Here is a 19,590-nt window from a genome sequence, read left to right on the forward strand (position 1 = left end):
TGAATACATCCCTGTAGGCTCTATAGCGTCATCCTTGGCGCTACAAGCTTTGCAGTTCTGTGCCTAACATCTTGTTCAATACTTGTGTTGGCTTCAGTTAGTACGTGGCTGGTTGGTGCAGAGGCTGTAGTGGTGTAAAGCGTTTGTCGCCATGGATGGCGACAGCGAGCTTACAGGGACGTACTGGCAGCGTCTTTACAGAACTACGGCCTCTGCGCCTTCACTGTGTATAGCTGGACTAAAAATACCCCTGACGTTTTTTCTCTTCCATCGAGCCAGCACCGTCGTGGTCAATGACGCGGCCTTGGCGTTCGGAGGTGCGGGTGAGCAGCATTTCTTGGATGATTTCCGGCAAGGTGCTGGCGGTGGATTCCACCGCACCGGTTAATGGGTAACAGCCTAGGGTGCGAAAACGCACGCTTTTCTTTTGGATGCGTGCTTTTTGTTCGGCAGAGAGGTGCTGCAAGATGCGTTCGTCATCAATTAATACCAGTGTGCCGTTGAGCTCGATAACTTCGCGCTCGGCGGCGAAGTACAGCGGTACGATAGGGATGCTCTCTAAATAGATGTATTGCCAGATATCCAGCTCGGTCCAGTTGGAAAGTGGGAAGACGCGAATCGATTCGCCTTGGTTAATCTTGCCGTTGTAAATATTCCATAATTCGGGTCGCTGGTTTTTGGGGTCCCAGCGGTGTTTGCCATCACGGAAGGAATACACGCGTTCTTTAGCGCGGGATTTTTCTTCGTCGCGGCGCGCGCCACCAAACGCGGCATCGAAGCCGTGGTGATCCAGCGCTTGCTTTAGCCCTTCGGTTTTCATGATGTCGGTGTGCACGGCGCTGCCGTGGACAAAGGGGTTGATGTCTTGAGCAATGCCGTCTGGATTGGTGTGGGTGAGCAGGTTGAGGTCGAAATCCTGCACCATTTGCTCGCGAAAACGGTACATCTCCTGAAACTTCCAGCGGGTATCCACGTGCAGTACTGGGAAAGGCAGCTTGCCCGGATAAAAGGCTTTACGCGCTAGGTGTAGCATGACGGCCGAGTCTTTGCCGATGGAGTACAGCATGACGGGATTAGCAAACTCTGCCGCGACTTCGCGGATGATGTGGATGCTTTCGGCTTCGAGTTGTTTCAGGTGGGTTAGGGTATCAACCATGATGGGTTCTCTTTTGTTGCGAGTCAGGCAATAGGGACGGAGAACTTTAACATGGGGGTTTGTTCTATTAAATCGGTTATCTAGACTATAAAGGCATATGAATATGCTTGCCAATAGTGTGCTTACTGGCACGTGCTATCCGTTTGGCAGGTTAAGCGAGTTGCGTGCGGATATGCTGGATAACGGCGTTAAGACCGTTGCTGCGCGAGGGTGAGAGTTGGCGGCTAAGGCCCAGTTGCGTGAACCAGTCGTTGATATCCACCTGTGCCAGATCAGCGGCAGTGATGCCTTGGATGCGCACTTGCAAAACAGCGAGTAAGCCTTTTAATAAACGCGAATCGGTGTCCAGTTGAATCTGTAATGTGCCGTCTTGCTGTTGTAGTAGGCACCAAACAGGGCTTTCACAGCCGCGAATCAGGTTGTCTTGTTGGCGCTGTTCGCTGGTAATAGGGTCGAGTTGTTGTCCGTATTTAAGCAGCAGGCGGGCGCGGTTTTCCCAGCTGTGGCAGGCTTTGAATTCGCTCAAGGTGTTGTGTGCTGCAGGGCTTAACGGGCTCATGCAAGTATCTCCAAGGCTTTATCTAGAGCTTGAAAGAAAGCCTGTATGTCTGAGCTGTCGTTATACAGCGCCAGTGAGACACGCACAGCACCGGGCAAGCCTAGTTGCTGGAATAAAGGCATGGCGCAGTGTTGACCGCCGCGCACGGCAATACCCTGCTCGCTCAATAAATGCGCGAGATCGGCTGGGTGGACTTCTGGCGCGTTAAAGCTAATGAGTGCGGTATCGGGCTGCCCAACAATCTGCATATTGCGCTCGGCTAAGCCCTGTTGTAATTGCATAAAGAGCGCTTGTTCATGGGCTTGCACTGCAGTCTTGTCTAGGCTCAACAACCATTCGAGTGTGGCTGCAAACGCTATGACATTAGCGATACTGGGTGTGCCGGCTTCAAAGCCTAAGGGTAGGGCGCGGGCTTGTGCGCTTTGATAGGTGCAGTATTCAATCATTTCCCCGCCCCATTGCCAGGGCTGCATGAGTGCGTGCTGCTTAGGGTGGGCATAGAGCAGTCCAACACCATCGGGGCCGTAGAGTTTGTGGCTGGAGCAAACAAAAAAATCACAATCTAGCTGTTGCACGTCAGGCTGGCGATGTACTGCGTATTGCGCGCCATCAACTACAGTAATAATGGATTGGGCGCGTGCCTGTGCGAACAAGGGTTGTAGGTAGTGTAGTTGCCCCAGCACGTTGGACAGCGGGCTGATGGCTAATAAGCGCGTGCGCGAATTAAAGTAGTCGGCTGCGTAGGCGATCTCGATCGTGCCGTGGTTATCGACCGGTAAAATTTTTAGCTGCAGTTGTTGCCGTTGTGCGAGTTGCTGCCATGGCAGTAGGTTGGCGTGGTGTTCGTAACCGCTGAGCAGGATTTCATCACCGGCGTTGAATTGTCCTGCCAGCGCATGGCTGAGCAGGTTAATACCCTCGGTGGTGCCTTTAGTGAAAATAATGCAGTCACTGTTAGACGCGTTGAGCCAGTGGGCGGCCAGTTGACGTGCCTGTTCAAAAGCTAAGGTGGCGCGTTCACCGGGTTGATGCTGGGCGCGATGCACATTGGCAACGCCCTGCTGATAATACTGCAGCAAGGCGTCCAGCATGGCTTGAGGCTTTTGTGCGGTGGCGGCACTGTCGAGCCAGACCTGACCGGTATCGTTTAGCTGTTGTATGCCGGGAAATAGGTGACGCCAAGGGGAGTGCAGTTGCTGCATGGTTGGCTCAGCGTTTTGCGAGTTCGGTTTGATAGTAGTCAGGCTTAAAGCCCACCAGTGTGCGCGCGCCCAAGTCGAGCACGGGGCGCTTGATCATGGAATTGTTTTCCAGCATCAGGGCGATGGCTTTGTTCTGGTCTAAATCCTGTTTGCGATCCTCGTCGAGCTTGCGAAAGGTGGTGCCACGGCGGTTTAAAATAGTTTCCCAGCCGTGCTCGTTGCACCAGCGTTCTAATGAGGCGGCGTCAATGGTTTGTTTTTTGTAATCATGAAACTCAAAGACATGTTCGTGCTCTTGCAGCCAATTCATGGCTTTCTTCATGGTGTCGCAGGCTTTGATGCCATACAGAGTTAGCTTAGTCATTGCTCTGTTCCTTAGGGTATTGAGACGGCTAAAACAATGCGATAGCTGAGCGAACTCATCATGGTTAGAATGCCCAGCAATACAACTACCGGCCCCCAAGCTTTATCCCGCCACGTATAACCAACAATCAGCACAATCATGCTGAGTACTATAATACTGGTCATAATATTGAGTGGGTTATCCATGCGTTGGTCCTTGTCTATTTAATTCGTAAGTTCAGTTTAGCTGATGCTAGTGGCTAGCTGCGCTAGCAAAGCTTCTTGCAGTTTTGTGCACAGTTCAGGGTCGCTCAAGGGATGGCCCTGATTGTCGGTTAAGAAAAACACGTCTTCAATGCGCTCGCCCTGAGTGATAATTTTGGCACTCACCAGTGATAGGTTAAATTCTAAAAACACCCGCGCAATACGTGCCAGCAAACCGGGTCGGTCCGGTGCGACAACCTCGACGACTGTATAAGGACGCTGTGCATCATTACTAATGTTGACTTGTGGGCTAAAGGCAAAGTGCTTTAAGCGCCTAGGCACACGGCGTTGAATGATTTCAGGGAATTTATCTGGATTGTGCAGCGCATTACGCAGCCCTTGGCGAATGGCCTGAATACGTTCTGGATTATCGCCAATGCGCTCACCATCGGCTTCTAACACAATGTAGCTTTCAATGGTGACTTGCGCGCTGGAGGTCATAATGCGTGCTTCGAGAATGCTGAGATTCAGTTGATCCAAAGTGGCTGCGGTGGCAGCAAATAGATCGCTGCGATTAGGGGCGTAGACGAACACCTGCGAGCCGCCATCAAAGCCACGCTGACTGGTTTCGCGCACTAACACTAAAGGTTCGTGGCTGTTGCCATGCTGGACTAATGCGGCGCTATGCCAAGTGATATCGCCGACGCTGTGGCGCAGAAAGTAATCATCATCCAATGTTGCCCACAATTGCTTAACCGCAGTTTCTGGAATGTTTTCAGCGATCAGTAAGCTTAAAGCGCTGGCTTGTCGGGTTTCTATTTGCTCATCGCGTTCTAGTGGGTTTTCCAGTCCACGTCTGAGTGCACGACGGGTTTCGCTATACAGCTGACGCAACAACTGGGCGCGCCAAGAGTTCCACAGTTTGGGGTTGGTGGCGTTTAAGTCAGCTACTGTGAGAACGTAAAGGTAATCCAAGCGGATTTGTTCACCCACCTGTTGCGCGAAATTGTAAATAACCTCAGGGTCGGTGATGTCTTTACGCTGTGCTGTTTCAGACATGATGAGATGGTTGCGTACTAACCAAACGATTAAGCGTCTATCCCAGGTGGGTAATTGGTGGCGTACAGCAAAAGCTTCAGCGTCCTGAGCACCTAGTTCGGAATGATCACCACCGCGACCCTTACCTATATCATGGTAAAGACCTGCAATATAAATGAGCTCTGGTTTAGGTAGGCGGCTCATAATGGCGCTAGCCAAAGAAAACTTTTCTGCAAAATCCGCATGACGTAACTTACGCAGATGTTTGATTAAATTTAGGCTGTGCGCATCCACGGTATAAATATGATAAAGGTCATGCTGCATTTGCCCGATAACGCGGCCAAACTCCGGCAGGTAACGGCCAAGAATCCCGTATCTGTTCATCCGTCTGAGATTCATATGCACGCCTTCTTGGCAGCAAAATAATTCGATAAACAGCGCCGTATTGCGTGGGTCTAGACGAAACTCGTCATCAATCAAATGACGGTGATCGCGCAGCAGGCGAATGGTTTCTGAGCGTGCGCCCTTGATTTCAGGGTGCTTTGCTAGCAGCACAAAGACTTCCAAAATAGCAGAAGGGTTGTTGCGAAAGACGTCTGTGTCAACGTGCTCAAGAAAGCCATCACGCACGCGAAAGCGCTCATTTAAAAGTAGCGGCAGTGCGGTACTGGTTGGGCGTAAGATGTTTTCTTCAAAGAATTGATTAATAAAATCACTTAGCTCGGCCACACTCATTACCGTGCGGTAATACTGCTGCATAAAGTGTTCGATAGCCTGCTTAGCATCGTCGCCATGAAAGCCAAACAGCTCAGCAACCTTGTGCTGATAGTCTAATAGCAGGCGATCTTCAGCGCGTCCAGCCAGCATATGCAAAGCGTAACGCACACGCCATAAAAACGCCTGAGAGCGGACCAGCAATTGATATTCGTTGGTGGTTAAAAAGCCCGGCGCTTCAAGGCTGGCTAGACTGCGCATGCCATAGCGTCGCTGTGCAATCCATAAAATTGTTTGGATATCGCGCAGACCGCCGGGTGAGCTTTTCACATTGGGTTCAAGGTTGTATTCGGTGTCGTTATATTTATCGTGCCTTGCGCGCTGTTCTTCGCGTTTGCTTAGGAAAAACGCTTCGCTGGGCCACATATACTGCGGACCTAGTTGCTCGCTTAGGGTTTTGTGCAGTGCGTGGGAGCCAATCACGGTGCGGCTTTCCATAAGGTTGGTAATGATGCTTAAATCATTGGTCGCTTCGGTAAGGCATTGCGCCAGCGTACGTACACTATGACCAACCTCTAAACCAATATCCCACAGAAAAGTCAGGAACTGGCCAATATGCTCTTGCAAAGGCGTGTTGGGCTCGTGCTCCATCAGTACCAGCAAATCGATATCCGAATGGGGGTGTAACTCGGCACGACCGTAGCCACCGACGGCAATAAGGCTGAGGCAGTTACTGTGGTTCTCTAAGCCAAAATGTATCCATGCATGACTGATGATTTGGTCAACAACCATAGCGCGTGCATGCACCAGTTGTTCGATATCACGGCCATCTAAAAAACATTGATCCAGCGTTAAGCGTGCATGCTCAAGGGTGGAGCGGAACACGTCTAGTTGGTTGTCATGCTGAGCCAGGCGCAGTTTAAAATCGGCAGCATCAAACAGCACAAGGTTATCAGCGGACATTGTTACCTCTTGCAAGGCCTAGGCTTGCGGTGTAAAGGGCTATTATGGAAAAACAGCAGGGAAGCTTTCTTCTTTGCGCAGGGTAAAAATTTCGTAGCCATCGGCGGTAACTGCTAGGGTGTGTTCCCACTGGGCGCTCAGTTTGCGGTCTTTAGTGATGGCGGTCCAACCATCGCCCAGCACGCGAGTACCGGCGCGACCTAGGTTAATCATTGGCTCGATGGTGAAGGTCATGCCTTCTTCCAGCGCCATGCCCGTGCCAGCTTTGCCGTAGTGTAAAATTTGTGGTTCTTCATGGAATACGGTGCCGATGCCATGTCCGCAAAATTCGCGCACTACGGAATAGCCATTTTTTTCGGCATGGTGCTGAATCACCGCGCCTATATCACCCAAGCGTGTGCCGGGGCGGACTAATTCGATACCTTTATACAGGCATTCCTGTGTTACCTGGCACAAACGCTGCGCCCACTCAGGAACGGTGCCGACCATAAACATTTTGCTGGTATCACCAAAATAACCATCTTTGATAACGGTAATATCAATATTGATAATGTCGCCGTCTTTAAGCGCTTTGTCATTAGGGATGCCATGACACACAACATGGTTGATCGAGGTACAAATAGACTTAGGGAAACCGTTGTAGTTTAGCGGTGCGGGAATGGCTTTTTGTACATTAACGATGTAGTCATGACACAGAGTATTGAGCTGATCAGTGGTGACACCTATCTGAACGTGCTCCTCAATCATCTCGAGTACTTCGGCGGCCAAACGGCCAGCGACACGCATTTTTTCGATGTCTTGGGGTGTTTTAATGGATACGCTCATGTAGGCCTCTTGTCGCAGTAAACTGGGAAATAGTTGCAAATCGGTGTTGTGTTAAATAATAAGTTGTGAATTTTAGCACAAAATGCGTTCATTCGCCGAGAAGAGGCATGGGCTAAGATTTGTGCACAGCTTGGTTTTTAGAGCTGGTATTTAATCATTGCCGCTGGAAGTTGCCAGATAATAGCGGCGACGAGTAAAACGCCACTAAGGATAAAGTATTTATACCAAAATGCTGCGCCGAGCTGAGTCGGTGGGCATTTAGGTTGCAGTACGGTGAGGGAAAAGCCGCAAGCCGCTATAGCAATCAAAGCGCCTGCCATCGTATCCGTTGGCCAGTGCGCGCCTAAATAAAAGCGGGAAAACGCCACCAAGCTTGCAAGAATGCAAGCCATCGTAATGGTTAAAATACGCCAATTAATGGCCAAGCCACGGTTCAGTAAGATCGCGATGATCAGAAAAAACAAAAATCCGCGCGCGCTGTGACCGCTGGGAAAACTACCGCCAGATAAAGGCTCGAGCAAAACTTCAGGACGACTGCGTTGCAGTAGGTGTTTTAATACCAGTGTTGCACCGTAACCCGCTAGAATGCTGCCGGCAGTAAAAAACAATGCAGCCCAAGCGCGCTGTATTAACAAGAACAAACAGAGCAAGGCACACAACGCCAGCTGGATATAACGATCCGCTACCAGTGTGCTAATCAGCATCAGCTTGTCGAGTGCGGGAGTGCGTAGCTGCTGCGCAAGATCCAGCACAAAGGCATCGAACTGACTTAACCAAGGCAGGCTGATAATTAGAGTCAGTAGCAGTAAGCCGGCGGTTAGGGTTATCGCTGCATAGCGCCACTGATGTTGGCGGCGGGTAAGGTGGTAGCTGATCATTAGGATACTCAAGAACTCAAGCAAGGGGATTAGGGTTTGCAGCCAAAAACCATCGGGCGGCTCGATAAGCATAGCAGCGCCGGTAAACCAAGCGGGTAAAATAAACAGTGCTGACCAGCACACTGAGGCAAGCAGGATAATAATACTAAACTGCTGGCGTGGCACGCTAACCATACCGGCAACCATAGGCAGCACAGGTCTGAGTAAGCCGACAAACTGGGCAAAAAACAAACTGGCTGAACCGTAGCTCTGTAAATAGAGCTGTGCATGCACCAGCCAAACAGGGTTTTTGCGTAACAAAGCCAGTTTTTCGGTTTTGCTTTGTAGTTTGGCTCCGAGGGTGTAAGAGGCTAAGTTGGCACTAAAGGCGCCAGAGCTGGCCATCAGCAGGGTCAACCATAGGGGTAAGTCGCTGTTAGCAGCAATGAGGGTAACCGAAACCAGTAAAACCACCCCGGGAAAGAGAATGCCAAACAGTGCCAAGCACTCTAAAAAAGCGATGACAAAGATACTTACGGCAAGCAGGACGGGGTGGTTGGCGCTCCAGTTAAAAAACGCCTGGAAAAAATCAGGCATAAAGGCTCTAGCCTAGGGTTAACCAAACGGGCGCATGATCCGAAGGTTTTTCCATGCCGCGGATTTCGTAATCAATTCCCGCATCCAGCAGGTTGTCGGCAAGACCTTGGCTGGCAAGGATTAGGTCTATGCGCAAACCGCGTTTTGGGTTGTCTTCAAAACCACGGCTGCGGTAATCAAACCAGCTTAGGGTGTTGCTGGTATCAGGAGCCGCGTGACGGAAGCTATCAATAAAACCCCAGCTCATTAAACGCTGCATCCATTGGCGCTCTTCGGGTAAAAAACAGCACTTGCCGGTGCTGAGCCAGCGTTTGGCGTTGTGCTCGCCAATACCGATGTCGGCATCTTCTGGGGCGATATTAAAATCACCCATTAAAATAACAGGCTGTTGGTTGTTGAGTTGCTGTTCCAGTAGCTGCTGTAAATCGGCGTAAAATTTGGTTTTGGCGGGGAATTTGGTTTCGTGTTTGCGGTTTTCTCCTTGCGGGAAATAACCATTCATCACAATCATGGGTTCGCCATTAAGTCCGGTGTATTCAGCCCAAATAAAGCGGCGCTGCGCATCTTCGCTATCGTTGGGAAAACCCTTGTGTACTTTTAAAGGCGCTTGTTTAGACAGCAGAGCAACACCGTAGTGACCTTTTTGCCCATGGTACTCAACGTGATAACCCAGTTCGTGAATCATTTCTAGTGGGAACTGTTCATCGGCCACTTTGATTTCTTGTAAGCCAATAACGTCTGGTTGATGCTTATCGATAATGGCGCTTAGCTGATGCGGACGCGCACGAAGGCCGTTGATATTAAAAGAAATGATTTTCATAGTGCTGAATTACCTGATGCTGTACTGCGTGTTTCGTAAGTGTGTGATTATACAGACTCAGGGCGATAAATCCTTGGGTGCGGCTAGATTTTCTGCGTGCTCAGTCTTTTAAAAAGCTGCAGCCCAGTGTGGGGCAAGGTAAAATGCACCCATGTTAATACGTCTTTTTGTCATTCTCTTACTTTTGCTCTGGTTGCCATGCGCGTGGTCACAAGTGCGCCTTGATATTGTGGTAAAGCCCGCCAATAAAGCTATCAAAGAGAATATTCAGGCCTATATAGGCAGTCTGGAAGACTATGATGAAGAAGCGTTGCAGCGTTATCGCAGCACGGCGTTAAGCATGGCGCGTCAAGCCAGTGAAGCGCTTGGTTATTATCAAAATAGCTATCAAGTTACTACCGTGTCGGGTAATAAGCCTAAGTTGCGTATCGAGGTTGCTTTGGCTGAGCCGGTGCGTTTGCGTAAGGTTGATATTCAGGTGTTGGGTCAAGCCAATCAGCTGCCTGTTTTTACCGAGCTTGCAGACGAACGTTTGCTGCCCGGTGCGATTTTACATCATGGTGCTTATGAGGATTTAAAGTCTAAGCTGCAGCAATATGCGTTGCGCTATGGCTTTTTTATGGCCAAGTTTACGCAGCAACGTTTAGATATTGAACCCGAAATGGGCGCTGCGGACATCAGCCTGCATTTTGATAGTGGCCCACGGTATTACTTGGGTGCTGTTGAGTTTTCTGAGCAGAGTTGGATTGAGCCACAATTGTTAAACCGATTAGTGCCTTTTAAAGAAGGGGATGCGTATAACTCAGCGGTTTTGGCACGACTAAGTCAAAACTTGCAAGCCACGGGGTATTTTGAACAGATTCGTGTGGATGCCGTGGGTGAGCCTGATGGACCTTTATTAGTGCCGGTTCGTGTCAGTCTGCAGCGGGTGAAACCACGGACCTTTGGCGTGGGTGCGGGGTTTTCTACCGATATTGGACCCAGGGCGCGCTTTAATTGGGAGCAGCACCGAATTAATAGGCACGGGCATAAGCTAGGCTTTGAAACAGAGTGGTCAAAGCCGCAGCAGAGTGTTACCGGCTGGTATGCCATTCCGTTAGAAGCACCGTTAACTGATCAGTTGCGTTTTGTTTCGGGCTATCAACGGGAAGAATATGTGGACGCACAGAGTCGTCGTTACACATACGGTGCACAATGGCACAAACATGTGGGTCATGATTGGCAGCGTGTGGTGGGTTTGCGCTGGGATGAAGAAAGATACGATTATGGCCGAGCGCAGCCAGAAAAGCGCAGTCAGTTTTTGCTGCCTAGTCTGGGTTTTAGCAAACTTAAATCCGACTCAGCCATAGATCCAAGCGTAGGTTATCGACTGCAAGCAGATATTAGCGGTGCGAAACAGGATTTTTTTGCCGATGCGGATGTATTGCATGTCAGCGCGTTGGTGCGCGGTCTGATTACGCTGGCCGACAAGCATAGGTTTTTAGGTCGTACCCAGGTGGGTGCTATTGCCACCAATAATTATGCTCGCATCCCACCTTCGTTACGTTTTTTTGCTGGTGGTGACCAAAGTGTGCGTGGTTATGATTACCAGAGTCTTTCGCCACGCGATGAGTATCGTAATCGAATCGGTGGTCGTTATTTATTCGCGCAGAGCGTGGAGTATCAATACAGTCTGACGGACACATGGCGCATCGCTAGTTTTGTCGACCGGGGTAATGCAGTGGAAAACTGGACTGATGCCATGAAAACGGGCGTCGGTGTCGGTGTGCGCTGGGTATCGCCGATAGGTCCTTTACGCTTGGACTGGGCGCATGCACTCAATGATGACCGAGGGTGGCGCATTCACTTCTCTATGGGGCCTGAGCTATGAGTAAGTCCAGGCTAATCAAGCTGCTCATCCTGCCGGCGATTATTTTGGTTTTGTTGCTGGCACCGGTCGTGCTGCTGTCAACGCAGTCCGGCAGTCAGTGGCTGCTCAGGCAGGTGCCGGGCTTAACCGTGCACAAATTTACCGGTGCGCTGCTGGGTCAGTGGTCGGTTGAGCAATTGCAGTGGCAGGATGAGCAGACGCAGATTCAGCTGGAAGAACTCAGCATGGCGATTGACCCCAGATGTCTGTGGCGCGCAGAGCTGTGTGTGCAGGAATTATCGGCTAGGCAGCTGTCCATACAGGTATTGGAAAATGATGAAGAAAATACGGACTCTGAGTCTTTCGAGTTAACTGATTTGCAACTGCCGCTTACTATCAGTGTGGCGCAGTTTAGCCTGCAACAGTTGCTGCTCAATGATGAGCTGATACTGCAGGGTATAAAGACGCAGGCGCAGTGGGTAGATAATCAATTACAGATCCAGCAACTGAGTCTGGCCTATCAAGAAAATACACTAGAGCTACAGGGCTCGCTTACCGCCAAGCAAGACTGGCCGCTTGAGCTAACGATTCAGGCGCAGGGAATATTGCCTGAATTGGGCGAACAACAGCTGAGCTTAGACATCAGCGGCACACTTGAGCAATTACTGCTCAAGGGCGAATTAACCGGTGTGTTACAGGGCAGTGTGACCGCTGAACTGCAACCCTTAACAGCGAATTTTCCCGCCAAACTGAACCTAGAGCTCACGCGCTTGCAGTTGGCGGCGGTGTTGCCTGAGCTGTTAGTAGTACAGCAGTTATCAATTAGCGCCCAAGGCGATCTGGCGGCCGGTTATCAGTGGCAGCAATCGGCGCGGCTGTTAGCCAATCAGCAGCCCATTGAATTGGTGGGTGAAGGCGTGCTTGATCAGCACTCAGTCAACATTAAACAGCTTAAGCTGATTGAATCAGACACGCGTTATGCACAAATAACTGGGCAGCTGGATTGGCAGCATGAGCTTTCTGCGCAGGCGCAGGTGTATTTGCAGCAACTCAGGTGGCATCAGTTATTAGGTGTCGAGGACGTGGGTATTGAGCTTAATCGCGCGCAGATTGAGCTGAGTTATCAAGAACAGCGCTACCAAGCAGAGTTAACGTCTGAGTTGTTAGGACCAGCGGGTGAGTTTGAGGTCAATGCCCAGCTGCGCGGCGATCAGCAGCAGCTGGATATTTATAAGTTGCAGGTGATTGCTGGGCCGGGACAGGTGCAGGGTGATGCTCAACTCGATTTTACTCAGGGAGTGCGCTGGCGCAGTGAGTTACACGTCAGTGAGTTAAACCCTGCCTACTGGGTGGCTGATTTGCCCGGTAAATTGGCGGGTGATATTACTACTTCTGGGCAACTGGCTGAGCAATTAAGCGCTGAGGCGCAGATCCATATTGCTGGCCAGTTACGTGGCGAACAAGCCAGTGTGCAAGGTAATTTGTCTGGTGCGGGACAACATTGGCAGCTTACCGAGTTGCTCGTGCAGTTGGGTGATAATCAGCTTAGTGGGCATCTACAAGTTGATGAACAGCTGGCGGGGAAATTACAGCTGGATGTGCCAAGGCTGACGCAGATTCTACCGGGATCAGCGGGACGAGTGCATGGTCAGATGGATATTAGTGGGCGGCTAGAGCAGCCTGCTGGAGCCTTAAGCCTTAAAGCTGAAGGCTTGGCGTATCAGGGTTATCGAGTCAAACAGCTGGATGTGCAGGCCAGGCTTGAGTCCAGCGGTCAAGCGGATATTAAGCTAAATGCTACAAAGCTGGCGAGTGCGGAGCAGTTGTTCGGCGACTTAAAGTTGCACGGCAATGGCGATATACATACGCAAGAGCTGAGCCTGCAGTTAGAGGGACCGGCGCGGGCGCAAGCCAGCATACAGGGTGAGCTGGATGTGCAGACTTTGCATTGGCGCGGCTCGCTGCGCCAGTTAATCGTTGATGTTGAGCAGCAGCATTGGCGGCTAACGGAACCGATGCACATTGATTATCAGCATGAACAGCACTTGCAGCTGGGTGCCCATTGTTTTAAAGGCGGACAAGCCAGCCTGTGCGCGCAACAGCAGCAGTTATTACCTCGACTGGCTATTGATTATCAACTCAAAAACTTTCCTCTAGCCAGTTTGCGACCATGGCTGCCTAAGGATTTACAACTGGATGCTTTGCTCAATGGCCGCATACAGGTGCAAGAACAACCGCATGGACTGCAAGGGCACGTTCAGTTAGATGCGGGTAAGGGCAGCGTGCATTATGTTGAACAAGAACAGCGTCATGACTTTGCTTGGCAGGTATTGCAGCTAAACAGCGTGCTTAATCCGCGAGAAATCACTCTGCAGCTGGAATTGCTGGGTGCGCAAACCGGTCATTTGTTGCTCGATCTAGCCATGGACCCACAGCAAGCAGATAAACCGCTGAAGGGGAAGTTTAAGCTAGAGCGTCTTGAGCTGGCGCCATTAAAGGCGTTTGTGCCAGAGATAGAGAAAATCCAAGGTTTGGTGCAAGGGCAAGGAACGATCGGTGGCACCTTGTTGAGCCCCAGTATTGATGGGCAAATCAATTTAACGAACGGTTTGTTAGCCGGTGATCGATTGCCGTTGAGTCTGGAGCAGCTCTGGGTGCAAGTACAGATTAACGGCAGCTTGGCTAAAATTGAAGGCGGTTGGCGCAGTGGCGTAGATGGGCAGGCGCACTTGAATGGCCGTGTTGACTGGCAGAATGGTTTGCTGGTGGATATCGATTTAAACGGCACACAATTACCTGTTCAGGTGGCGCCCTATGCTGATTTAATCGTTGAGCCCGATTTGCAGCTGCGTCTTGATGAGCGGCGCTTGTTACTTAGCGGAAGTATTTCCGTGCCCAAGGGCTATATCACCGTGCCAGAACTGCCAGAGCAGGCGGTGCGGGTCTCTGCCGATGCTCATGTGCTGGGGCGAGAGCAGAAAGAATCAGGTCTGCCGTTAGCAATGGATATTGAAATAAAGGTCGGTCAAGAGCGTTTGCATTTTAGTGGTTTTGGACTTACCGCTGATGTGCAGGGGCAGATTAAGATGGTTGATAATTTGTCTGGGCGAGGTGCGCTTGAGCTGAAAAATGGACGTTATCGGGCGTACGGGCAAAGACTGCAACTGCGCCGTGCACGCTTGGTGTTTTCAGGCCCCATCAGTCAGCCCTATATTGATATCGAAGCGGTGCGTGTAACGGGTGATGTCACGGCAGGTTTGCGTTTGTCAGGATTGGCCGATCAGCCACAGACAGAAATCTTCTCGCAGCCGGTTATGAGTCAGGAGCAGGCGTTATCTTGGTTGCTCCTTGGGCGGCCTTTATCGGGTAATAGCAGCGATGATTCTAATATGATGAGCCAGGCAGCGTTGGCGTTGGGCATGTTAGGAACGGCGCCTATTGTTAACCGCATGGCGGATGCGTTTGGCATAAAAGAGTTTGAGTTTGAAACCGAAGGCAGTGGTATGAGCAGTAGCGTCATGGCTAGCGGACGCATTACTGACAGGCTCGTTCTAAGCTATGGCGTAGGGGTGTTCCAGCCTGCCAGTATCATTGCGCTGCGTTATGAGTTAACCAAGCGCTTATACCTAGAAGCTGCTTCGAGCCTAGACAGTTCGTTGGATTTGTTTTATCGGCGTAGTTTTTAATCAGCACAAAAGCGCGTAAAACTGCTATAATGCACGCATTATTGGTCACTTCTAGGGCTGTATGTCTAGTTCTTACGCGGTTTGCTTCACCCCTTTCTCCCCCCATTTGCTCACCATTCAGTGGTGCGGCGGTCGTTAGTGTAGTTGCCCCCTTTTTTACGATGCTGAGTCGTTTTTAGAGTTTTAGTTGTTTTTAGGATGCTCTAAAAAAGCGCTGTAGCCTATGCAGGCTTTTACAAACAGTGTTTTTTCAGAGAATCCCTAACAGGGGTTTTACTATGTATTACTGGGTTATGTTAGCCCTAGCAGTGTTGGCCGAAGTGATCAGCACTGTCAGCATGAAATATGCGATTTCAAATTCACCGTGGTTGGGCTACTTGGTCATGGCGGTGATGATATCTTTTTCCTTTTATGCTTTTTCTCGCGCCGTTGTGCATATTCCTTTGGCTGTTTCTTATGCCGTCTGGGAAGGCTTGGGCTTGTTTTTAATTGGCGTGGTGGGTGTGCTGTTTTTCGGAGAATATTTAAGTGTTGGCGAAATGCTCGCTATCGCGTTAATGATGTTCGGCTTGTTGTTGGTTACCTTTGATAAAGGTGCTAAACCGAAGGATGAAGCCGATGAAGCCGATGAAGCCGATGAAGCCGATGAAGCGATCGAAATAGCCGCGAAGGTGGCGCTATGATGATTCCAATGACGTTGCTGTTAGGTTCGGTATCACTAGACTTAGTTGCTTTGTATTGCGTGAAACGCTCGGATGGCTTTAAGCGTGTGATTTGGGGGCTAAGCGGTTTGTTGGCAGTTATTTTAGCCTTTGTTTTGCTGAGCTTTGTCCTGAATTATATGCCCTTAAGTGTGGCGTACTCTGCTTGGGGTAGTTTGGGTGTGTTAGGGACTGTGGCGCTGGATCGTTATCTGTTTAACTCAAGACTGGGTAAACAAGGCATTATTGGTGTGGCCTGTATTGTAGTGGGTATTGTTGCTTTGCAACTTTAATGCGTCTACCAAGCCTCAGAACTTTAGGGGTTTTACTCGTACTCTTTCCTAGCGGCAGTTCATTGCCGCTTTTTTTTTGCCTGCGTTTTCTTGTAGTTGTGCATAGCGTGTTAGTGCGGTTCTTGTTGTCTGGCATGGATGTTGCTTTGTTATTGGTAGTCAAGAAAGGGTGCCATTGCGCGCCCTAAGTGGAGGATTACCATGGACAAGATGCTATACATTTCCATGACTGGTGCAAGCCAGAATGCTAAAGCGTTGCAAGCGCACGCGAACAACTTAGCTAACGTTTCGACCAGTGGCTTTCGCCGGGATTTTGAGCAAGCACGCTCGATGCCGGTGTTTGGCGATGGCTTGCCAGCTCGCGCCTACGCCATGACGGAGCGTCCAGGCACTGATTTTACCTATGGCACGCTGCAAGAGACGGGACGTGATTTAGATGTTGCCGTACAGGGTGATGCATGGATTGCCGTACAGTCAGCAGACGGCAGCGAAGCCTATGTGCGTACTGCCAGTATGCAGATTGATGCGTTGGGTGTGTTGCGTACTTCAACTGGCTTGCCGGTACTCGGTAATGCCGGTCCAATCGCTGTTCCGCCGGAACAGAAGGTAGAAATTGGTCAAGATGGCACCATCAGTATTCGCTCTTTAGGTGAGGCCCCCGATGTGATGGCCGAAGTTGACCGCATCAAGCTGGTCATGCCAGATCCGCGTGAGTTAGAAAAGGGCCAAGACGGATTAATTCGTAGCAAAAACGGGCAGGAATTCGAGCCGGAAGCCAATGCGCGCATGATTTCTGGCTTTACCGAATCCAGTAACGTGAACGCAGTTGCTGAGATGACCGCTATGCTGTCTTTATCACGCCAGTTTGAACTGCACGTCAAGATGATGCGTACCGCGGAAGAGAACTCTTCATCGATGGCACGAATCATGCAGTTAACCTAAGTAAGAAAGAATTAATAGCTGAGTGTCATAAAGTTGGCGCTCAAGGAGAACGACCATGCTTCCATCACTTTGGGTTGCGAAAACAGGTTTATCCGCACAGGATATGAACCTAACCACCATTTCGAATAACTTAGCCAACGTTTCAACCACAGGTTTTAAGCGAGATCGTGCTGAGTTTGAAGACTTACTCTATCAGATTCGCCGCCAACCCGGCGGTCAGTCAAGCCAAGACAGTGAGTTGCCCAGCGGTTTGCAGTTGGGTACAGGTGTACGAATTGCGGGCACACAGAAAATCTTTACTGAAGGCAGTTTGCAGACGACTGAGCAGCCGTTAGATATGGCGATTAATGGGCGTGGTTTTTTCCAGATTTTATTACCCGATGGCAATATTGCTTATACCCGTGATGGTAGTTTTCAGCTTAACTCTGATGGACAAGTGGTCAACTCTCAGGGCTTTCCTTTAGAGCCGGCCATCGTGCTGCCACCTGAGGTGCGCACCTTTACTGTGGGTGAGGATGGAACGGTTTCGGTGACGGTTGCCGGTACTCCGCAACCACAAATTTTAGGTAATATCCAAACCACCGATTTCACTAACTACGCCGGCCTTGAAGCCATTGGTAATAATCTGTTTTTAGAGACCGCATCCAGTGGTGCGCCGCAAGTTGGGACACCGGGCCTAAATGGTCTTGGCAGTGTATTACAGAACACCTTAGAAAACTCAAACGTAAGCGTGGTTGAGGAATTAGTGAATATGATTACCACTCAGCGCGCCTATGAAATGAACTCCAAAGTTATCTCGACAGCAGACCAAATGCTGTCGTTTATTACTCAGAAGCTTTAATAGAGGGATAATGCAATGAAACGCGCAGCCTTTGTACTTCCGCTCACAGCGTTATTGGTTTTGGCTGGTTGTGCCGAGATGCCGCAGCCCAAGCCGGATGATCCCTATTATGCGCCTGTTTTGCCGCGCACACCGGTACCAGCAGCGCAAAATAACGGGGCTATTTATCAAGCTAGCTTTGAATCTAACTACTTCACTGATCGCAAGGCTTTTCGTGAGGGTGACATCATCACCATCAACCTGAATGAACGTACTCAGGCTAGCAAAAACGCTAACTCACAAATGCAAAAAGACAGCGATATTGATATTGGCGTGCCAAATATATTCGGCATGGCGATGACGCCAAAAAACCCACTCGCAGGTCTTAGTGCTTTAGGTATGGGTAATGAAACATTAAGTTTGGAAGCTAGCGCAAAAGCTAAGCGCGCCATGAAAGGTTCGGGTCAAGCAGGGCAAAGCAATAGTCTAAACGGTTCTATTACAGTAACTGTGGCTGAAGTATTGCCTAATGGGATTTTGGTGGTTCGGGGTGAAAAATGGCTGACGCTTAATACAGGTGATGAGTTGATTCGCATCTCTGGGTTGGTTCGTTCCGATGATATTAGTACGGATAATACCGTGTCTTCAACGCGTATTGCCGACGCACGCATAACCTATTCGGGTACGGGCGCGTTTGCTAATGCCAGTCAACCGGGTTGGTTAAGCCGCTTTTTTATGAGTCCGAAGTGGCCTTTCTAGTAAGAGGGAATGACAATGTTTAGATATGCATTAGCAGTGTTTTTAACACTGGGCATGGTTGCAGGGGTTCAGGCTGAACGCTTAAAAGATTTGGCGAAAATTCAAGGTGTGCGTACCAACCAATTAATTGGTTATGGTTTGGTGGTGGGTTTAAATGGCAGTGGTGACCAGACCACGCAAACACCTTTTACCGTGCAGACCTTTAACAATATGCTGGCGCAGTTTGGTATTAACGTGCCGCCTGGCACAGGTAATATCCAGCTTAAAAACGTAGCAGCGGTTTCTATCCATGCTGAGCTGCCGCCTTTTGCGCGCCCAGGGCAGACCATTGATGTCACAGTATCTTCCATTGGTAATGCTAAAAGCCTGCGTGGTGGCAGCTTGCTGATGACACCGCTTAAGGGTATTGATGGCAATGTGTATGCCATTGCTCAGGGTAATCTGGTGGTGGGCGGTTTTGATGCGAGTGGTGCGGACGGATCGCGTATTACGGTTAACGTACCTTCAGCGGGTCGTATTCCATCGGGTGCAACGGTTGAGCGCTCAGTGCCTTCATCCTTTGACCAAGGCAATTATTTGACGCTGAACTTAAATCGACCCGACTTCACCACCGCTAAAAACATTGTCGATAAGCTAAATGATTTGTTAGGTCCGGATACCGCGCAGGCTATGGATGCGGGTTCAATTCGTGTTGCAGCTCCGGTTGATTCAAGCCAGCGCGTGAATTATCTCTCGGTTATCGAAAATCTTGAGATCGAAGCCGGTCAGGCCGTCGCCAAAGTCATTATTAACTCGCGTACCGGCACTATTGTGATTGGTCAGGATGTGCGCGTGCAACCAGCTGCGGTAACGCACGGAAGTTTGACGGTTGCAATCAGTGAGGATACCAGCGTCAGTCAACCGGAAGCCTTTTCTGATGGGCAAACGGTTGTGGTTCCGCGCTCGCGCGTGAATGCAGAACAAGAAATGCGACCTATGTTTAAATTTGCCACTGGCACTACGTTGGATGAAATAGTGCGTGCGGTAAACCAAGTAGGTGCTTCGCCTTCGGATTTGATGGCTATCTTAGAAGCCTTGAAGCAGGCGGGTGCTTTGCAGGCGGATTTAATCGTCATCTAACGGCAGCTGATCAGAACGCTCTGACAGTACGGCTAACTCATTGGCAGTGCTGTTGGGGCGCAGCCCTTAGGCTCCACTTCCTTCTCCGCCCGATCGGGCTAATGCGCGTAAAAACCAGTTCGTAATCTAATTCTAAAATGCATA

General features: G+C 50.0%; 17 protein-coding genes. 8 read left to right on the forward strand and 9 right to left on the reverse strand.

What is annotated here, in order from left to right; genetic code table 11:
• Positions 1-238: 238 nt before the first annotated feature.
• The 9 genes from cysD to xthA form a co-directional block, all read right to left on the reverse strand.
• Complete coding sequence (gene cysD, locus QEZ41_RS08610) at positions 239-1,156, reverse strand: sulfate adenylyltransferase subunit CysD (protein ID WP_289411030.1); 918 nt, start codon at positions 1,154-1,156, stop codon at positions 239-241.
• A gap of 151 nt (positions 1,157-1,307) precedes the next feature.
• Complete coding sequence (locus QEZ41_RS08615) at positions 1,308-1,715, reverse strand: SufE family protein (protein WP_289411031.1); 408 nt, start codon at positions 1,713-1,715, stop codon at positions 1,308-1,310.
• On the reverse strand, positions 1,712-2,917 hold the full coding sequence (locus QEZ41_RS08620; RefSeq protein WP_289411032.1) for an aminotransferase class V-fold PLP-dependent enzyme: 1,206 nt from the start codon (positions 2,915-2,917) through the stop codon (positions 1,712-1,714). The genes QEZ41_RS08615 and QEZ41_RS08620 overlap by 4 nt, the downstream gene beginning before the upstream one ends.
• 7 nt (positions 2,918-2,924) lie before the next feature.
• A complete protein-coding gene (locus QEZ41_RS08625; protein ID WP_289411033.1) occupies positions 2,925-3,281 on the reverse strand; it encodes an arsenate reductase in 357 nt (118 codons plus the stop codon).
• 11 nt (positions 3,282-3,292) lie between these two features.
• A complete protein-coding gene (locus QEZ41_RS08630; RefSeq protein ID WP_289411034.1) occupies positions 3,293-3,466 on the reverse strand; it encodes a hypothetical protein in 174 nt (57 codons plus the stop codon).
• A 36-nt stretch (positions 3,467-3,502) separates the two neighbouring features.
• Positions 3,503-6,178, reverse strand: coding sequence for a [protein-PII] uridylyltransferase (locus QEZ41_RS08635; RefSeq protein ID WP_289411035.1), 2,676 nt, complete (start codon positions 6,176-6,178; stop codon positions 3,503-3,505).
• A 42-nt stretch (positions 6,179-6,220) separates the two neighbouring features.
• A complete protein-coding gene (gene map, locus QEZ41_RS08640) occupies positions 6,221-7,003 on the reverse strand; it encodes a type I methionyl aminopeptidase (RefSeq protein WP_289411036.1) in 783 nt (260 codons plus the stop codon).
• A gap of 137 nt (positions 7,004-7,140) precedes the next feature.
• Complete coding sequence (locus QEZ41_RS08645) at positions 7,141-8,457, reverse strand: bifunctional DedA family/phosphatase PAP2 family protein (protein WP_289411037.1); 1,317 nt, start codon at positions 8,455-8,457, stop codon at positions 7,141-7,143.
• A gap of 7 nt (positions 8,458-8,464) precedes the next feature.
• The gene (xthA, locus tag QEZ41_RS08650) at positions 8,465-9,277 is read right to left on the reverse strand and encodes an exodeoxyribonuclease III (RefSeq protein WP_289411038.1); all 813 of its coding nucleotides are present in this window, start codon (positions 9,275-9,277) and stop codon (positions 8,465-8,467) included.
• A 151-nt stretch (positions 9,278-9,428) separates the two neighbouring features.
• Between xthA and QEZ41_RS08655 the strand changes: the two genes are divergently transcribed.
• From QEZ41_RS08655 to QEZ41_RS08690, 8 genes are all read left to right on the forward strand, one after another.
• The gene (locus QEZ41_RS08655) at positions 9,429-11,147 is read left to right on the forward strand and encodes an autotransporter assembly complex protein TamA (RefSeq protein WP_289411039.1); all 1,719 of its coding nucleotides are present in this window, start codon (positions 9,429-9,431) and stop codon (positions 11,145-11,147) included.
• Positions 11,144-14,812 (forward strand): translocation/assembly module TamB domain-containing protein, encoded by a 3,669-nt coding sequence (locus QEZ41_RS08660; protein ID WP_289411041.1) that lies wholly within the window; start codon positions 11,144-11,146, stop codon positions 14,810-14,812. The genes QEZ41_RS08655 and QEZ41_RS08660 overlap by 4 nt, the downstream gene beginning before the upstream one ends.
• 278 nt (positions 14,813-15,090) lie before the next feature.
• Positions 15,091-15,495, forward strand: a complete 405-nt coding sequence (locus QEZ41_RS08665; RefSeq protein WP_289411042.1) for an SMR family transporter — start codon at positions 15,091-15,093, stop codon at positions 15,493-15,495.
• Positions 15,492-15,806 (forward strand): DMT family transporter, encoded by a 315-nt coding sequence (locus tag QEZ41_RS08670; protein ID WP_289411043.1) that lies wholly within the window; start codon positions 15,492-15,494, stop codon positions 15,804-15,806. The genes QEZ41_RS08665 and QEZ41_RS08670 overlap by 4 nt, the downstream gene beginning before the upstream one ends.
• Before the next feature lie 201 nt (positions 15,807-16,007).
• On the forward strand, positions 16,008-16,748 hold the full coding sequence (locus QEZ41_RS08675; protein WP_289411044.1) for a flagellar basal body rod protein FlgF: 741 nt from the start codon (positions 16,008-16,010) through the stop codon (positions 16,746-16,748).
• A 55-nt stretch (positions 16,749-16,803) separates the two neighbouring features.
• Positions 16,804-17,589, forward strand: coding sequence for a flagellar basal-body rod protein FlgG (gene flgG / locus QEZ41_RS08680; protein WP_289411045.1), 786 nt, complete (start codon positions 16,804-16,806; stop codon positions 17,587-17,589).
• 15 nt (positions 17,590-17,604) lie between these two features.
• Entirely contained in the window at positions 17,605-18,327 is a 723-nt protein-coding gene (flgH, locus tag QEZ41_RS08685; RefSeq protein WP_289411046.1) for a flagellar basal body L-ring protein FlgH, read from the forward strand.
• A gap of 9 nt (positions 18,328-18,336) precedes the next feature.
• Positions 18,337-19,446: a flagellar basal body P-ring protein FlgI gene (locus QEZ41_RS08690; protein ID WP_289411047.1), complete on the forward strand. Its 1,110-nt coding sequence runs from the start codon at positions 18,337-18,339 to the stop codon at positions 19,444-19,446.
• The last annotated feature ends 144 nt before the right edge of the window (positions 19,447-19,590 follow it).

This window comes from Thiopseudomonas acetoxidans, assembly GCF_030362935.1.
Classification (GTDB): domain Bacteria; phylum Pseudomonadota; class Gammaproteobacteria; order Pseudomonadales; family Pseudomonadaceae; genus Thiopseudomonas; species Thiopseudomonas acetoxidans.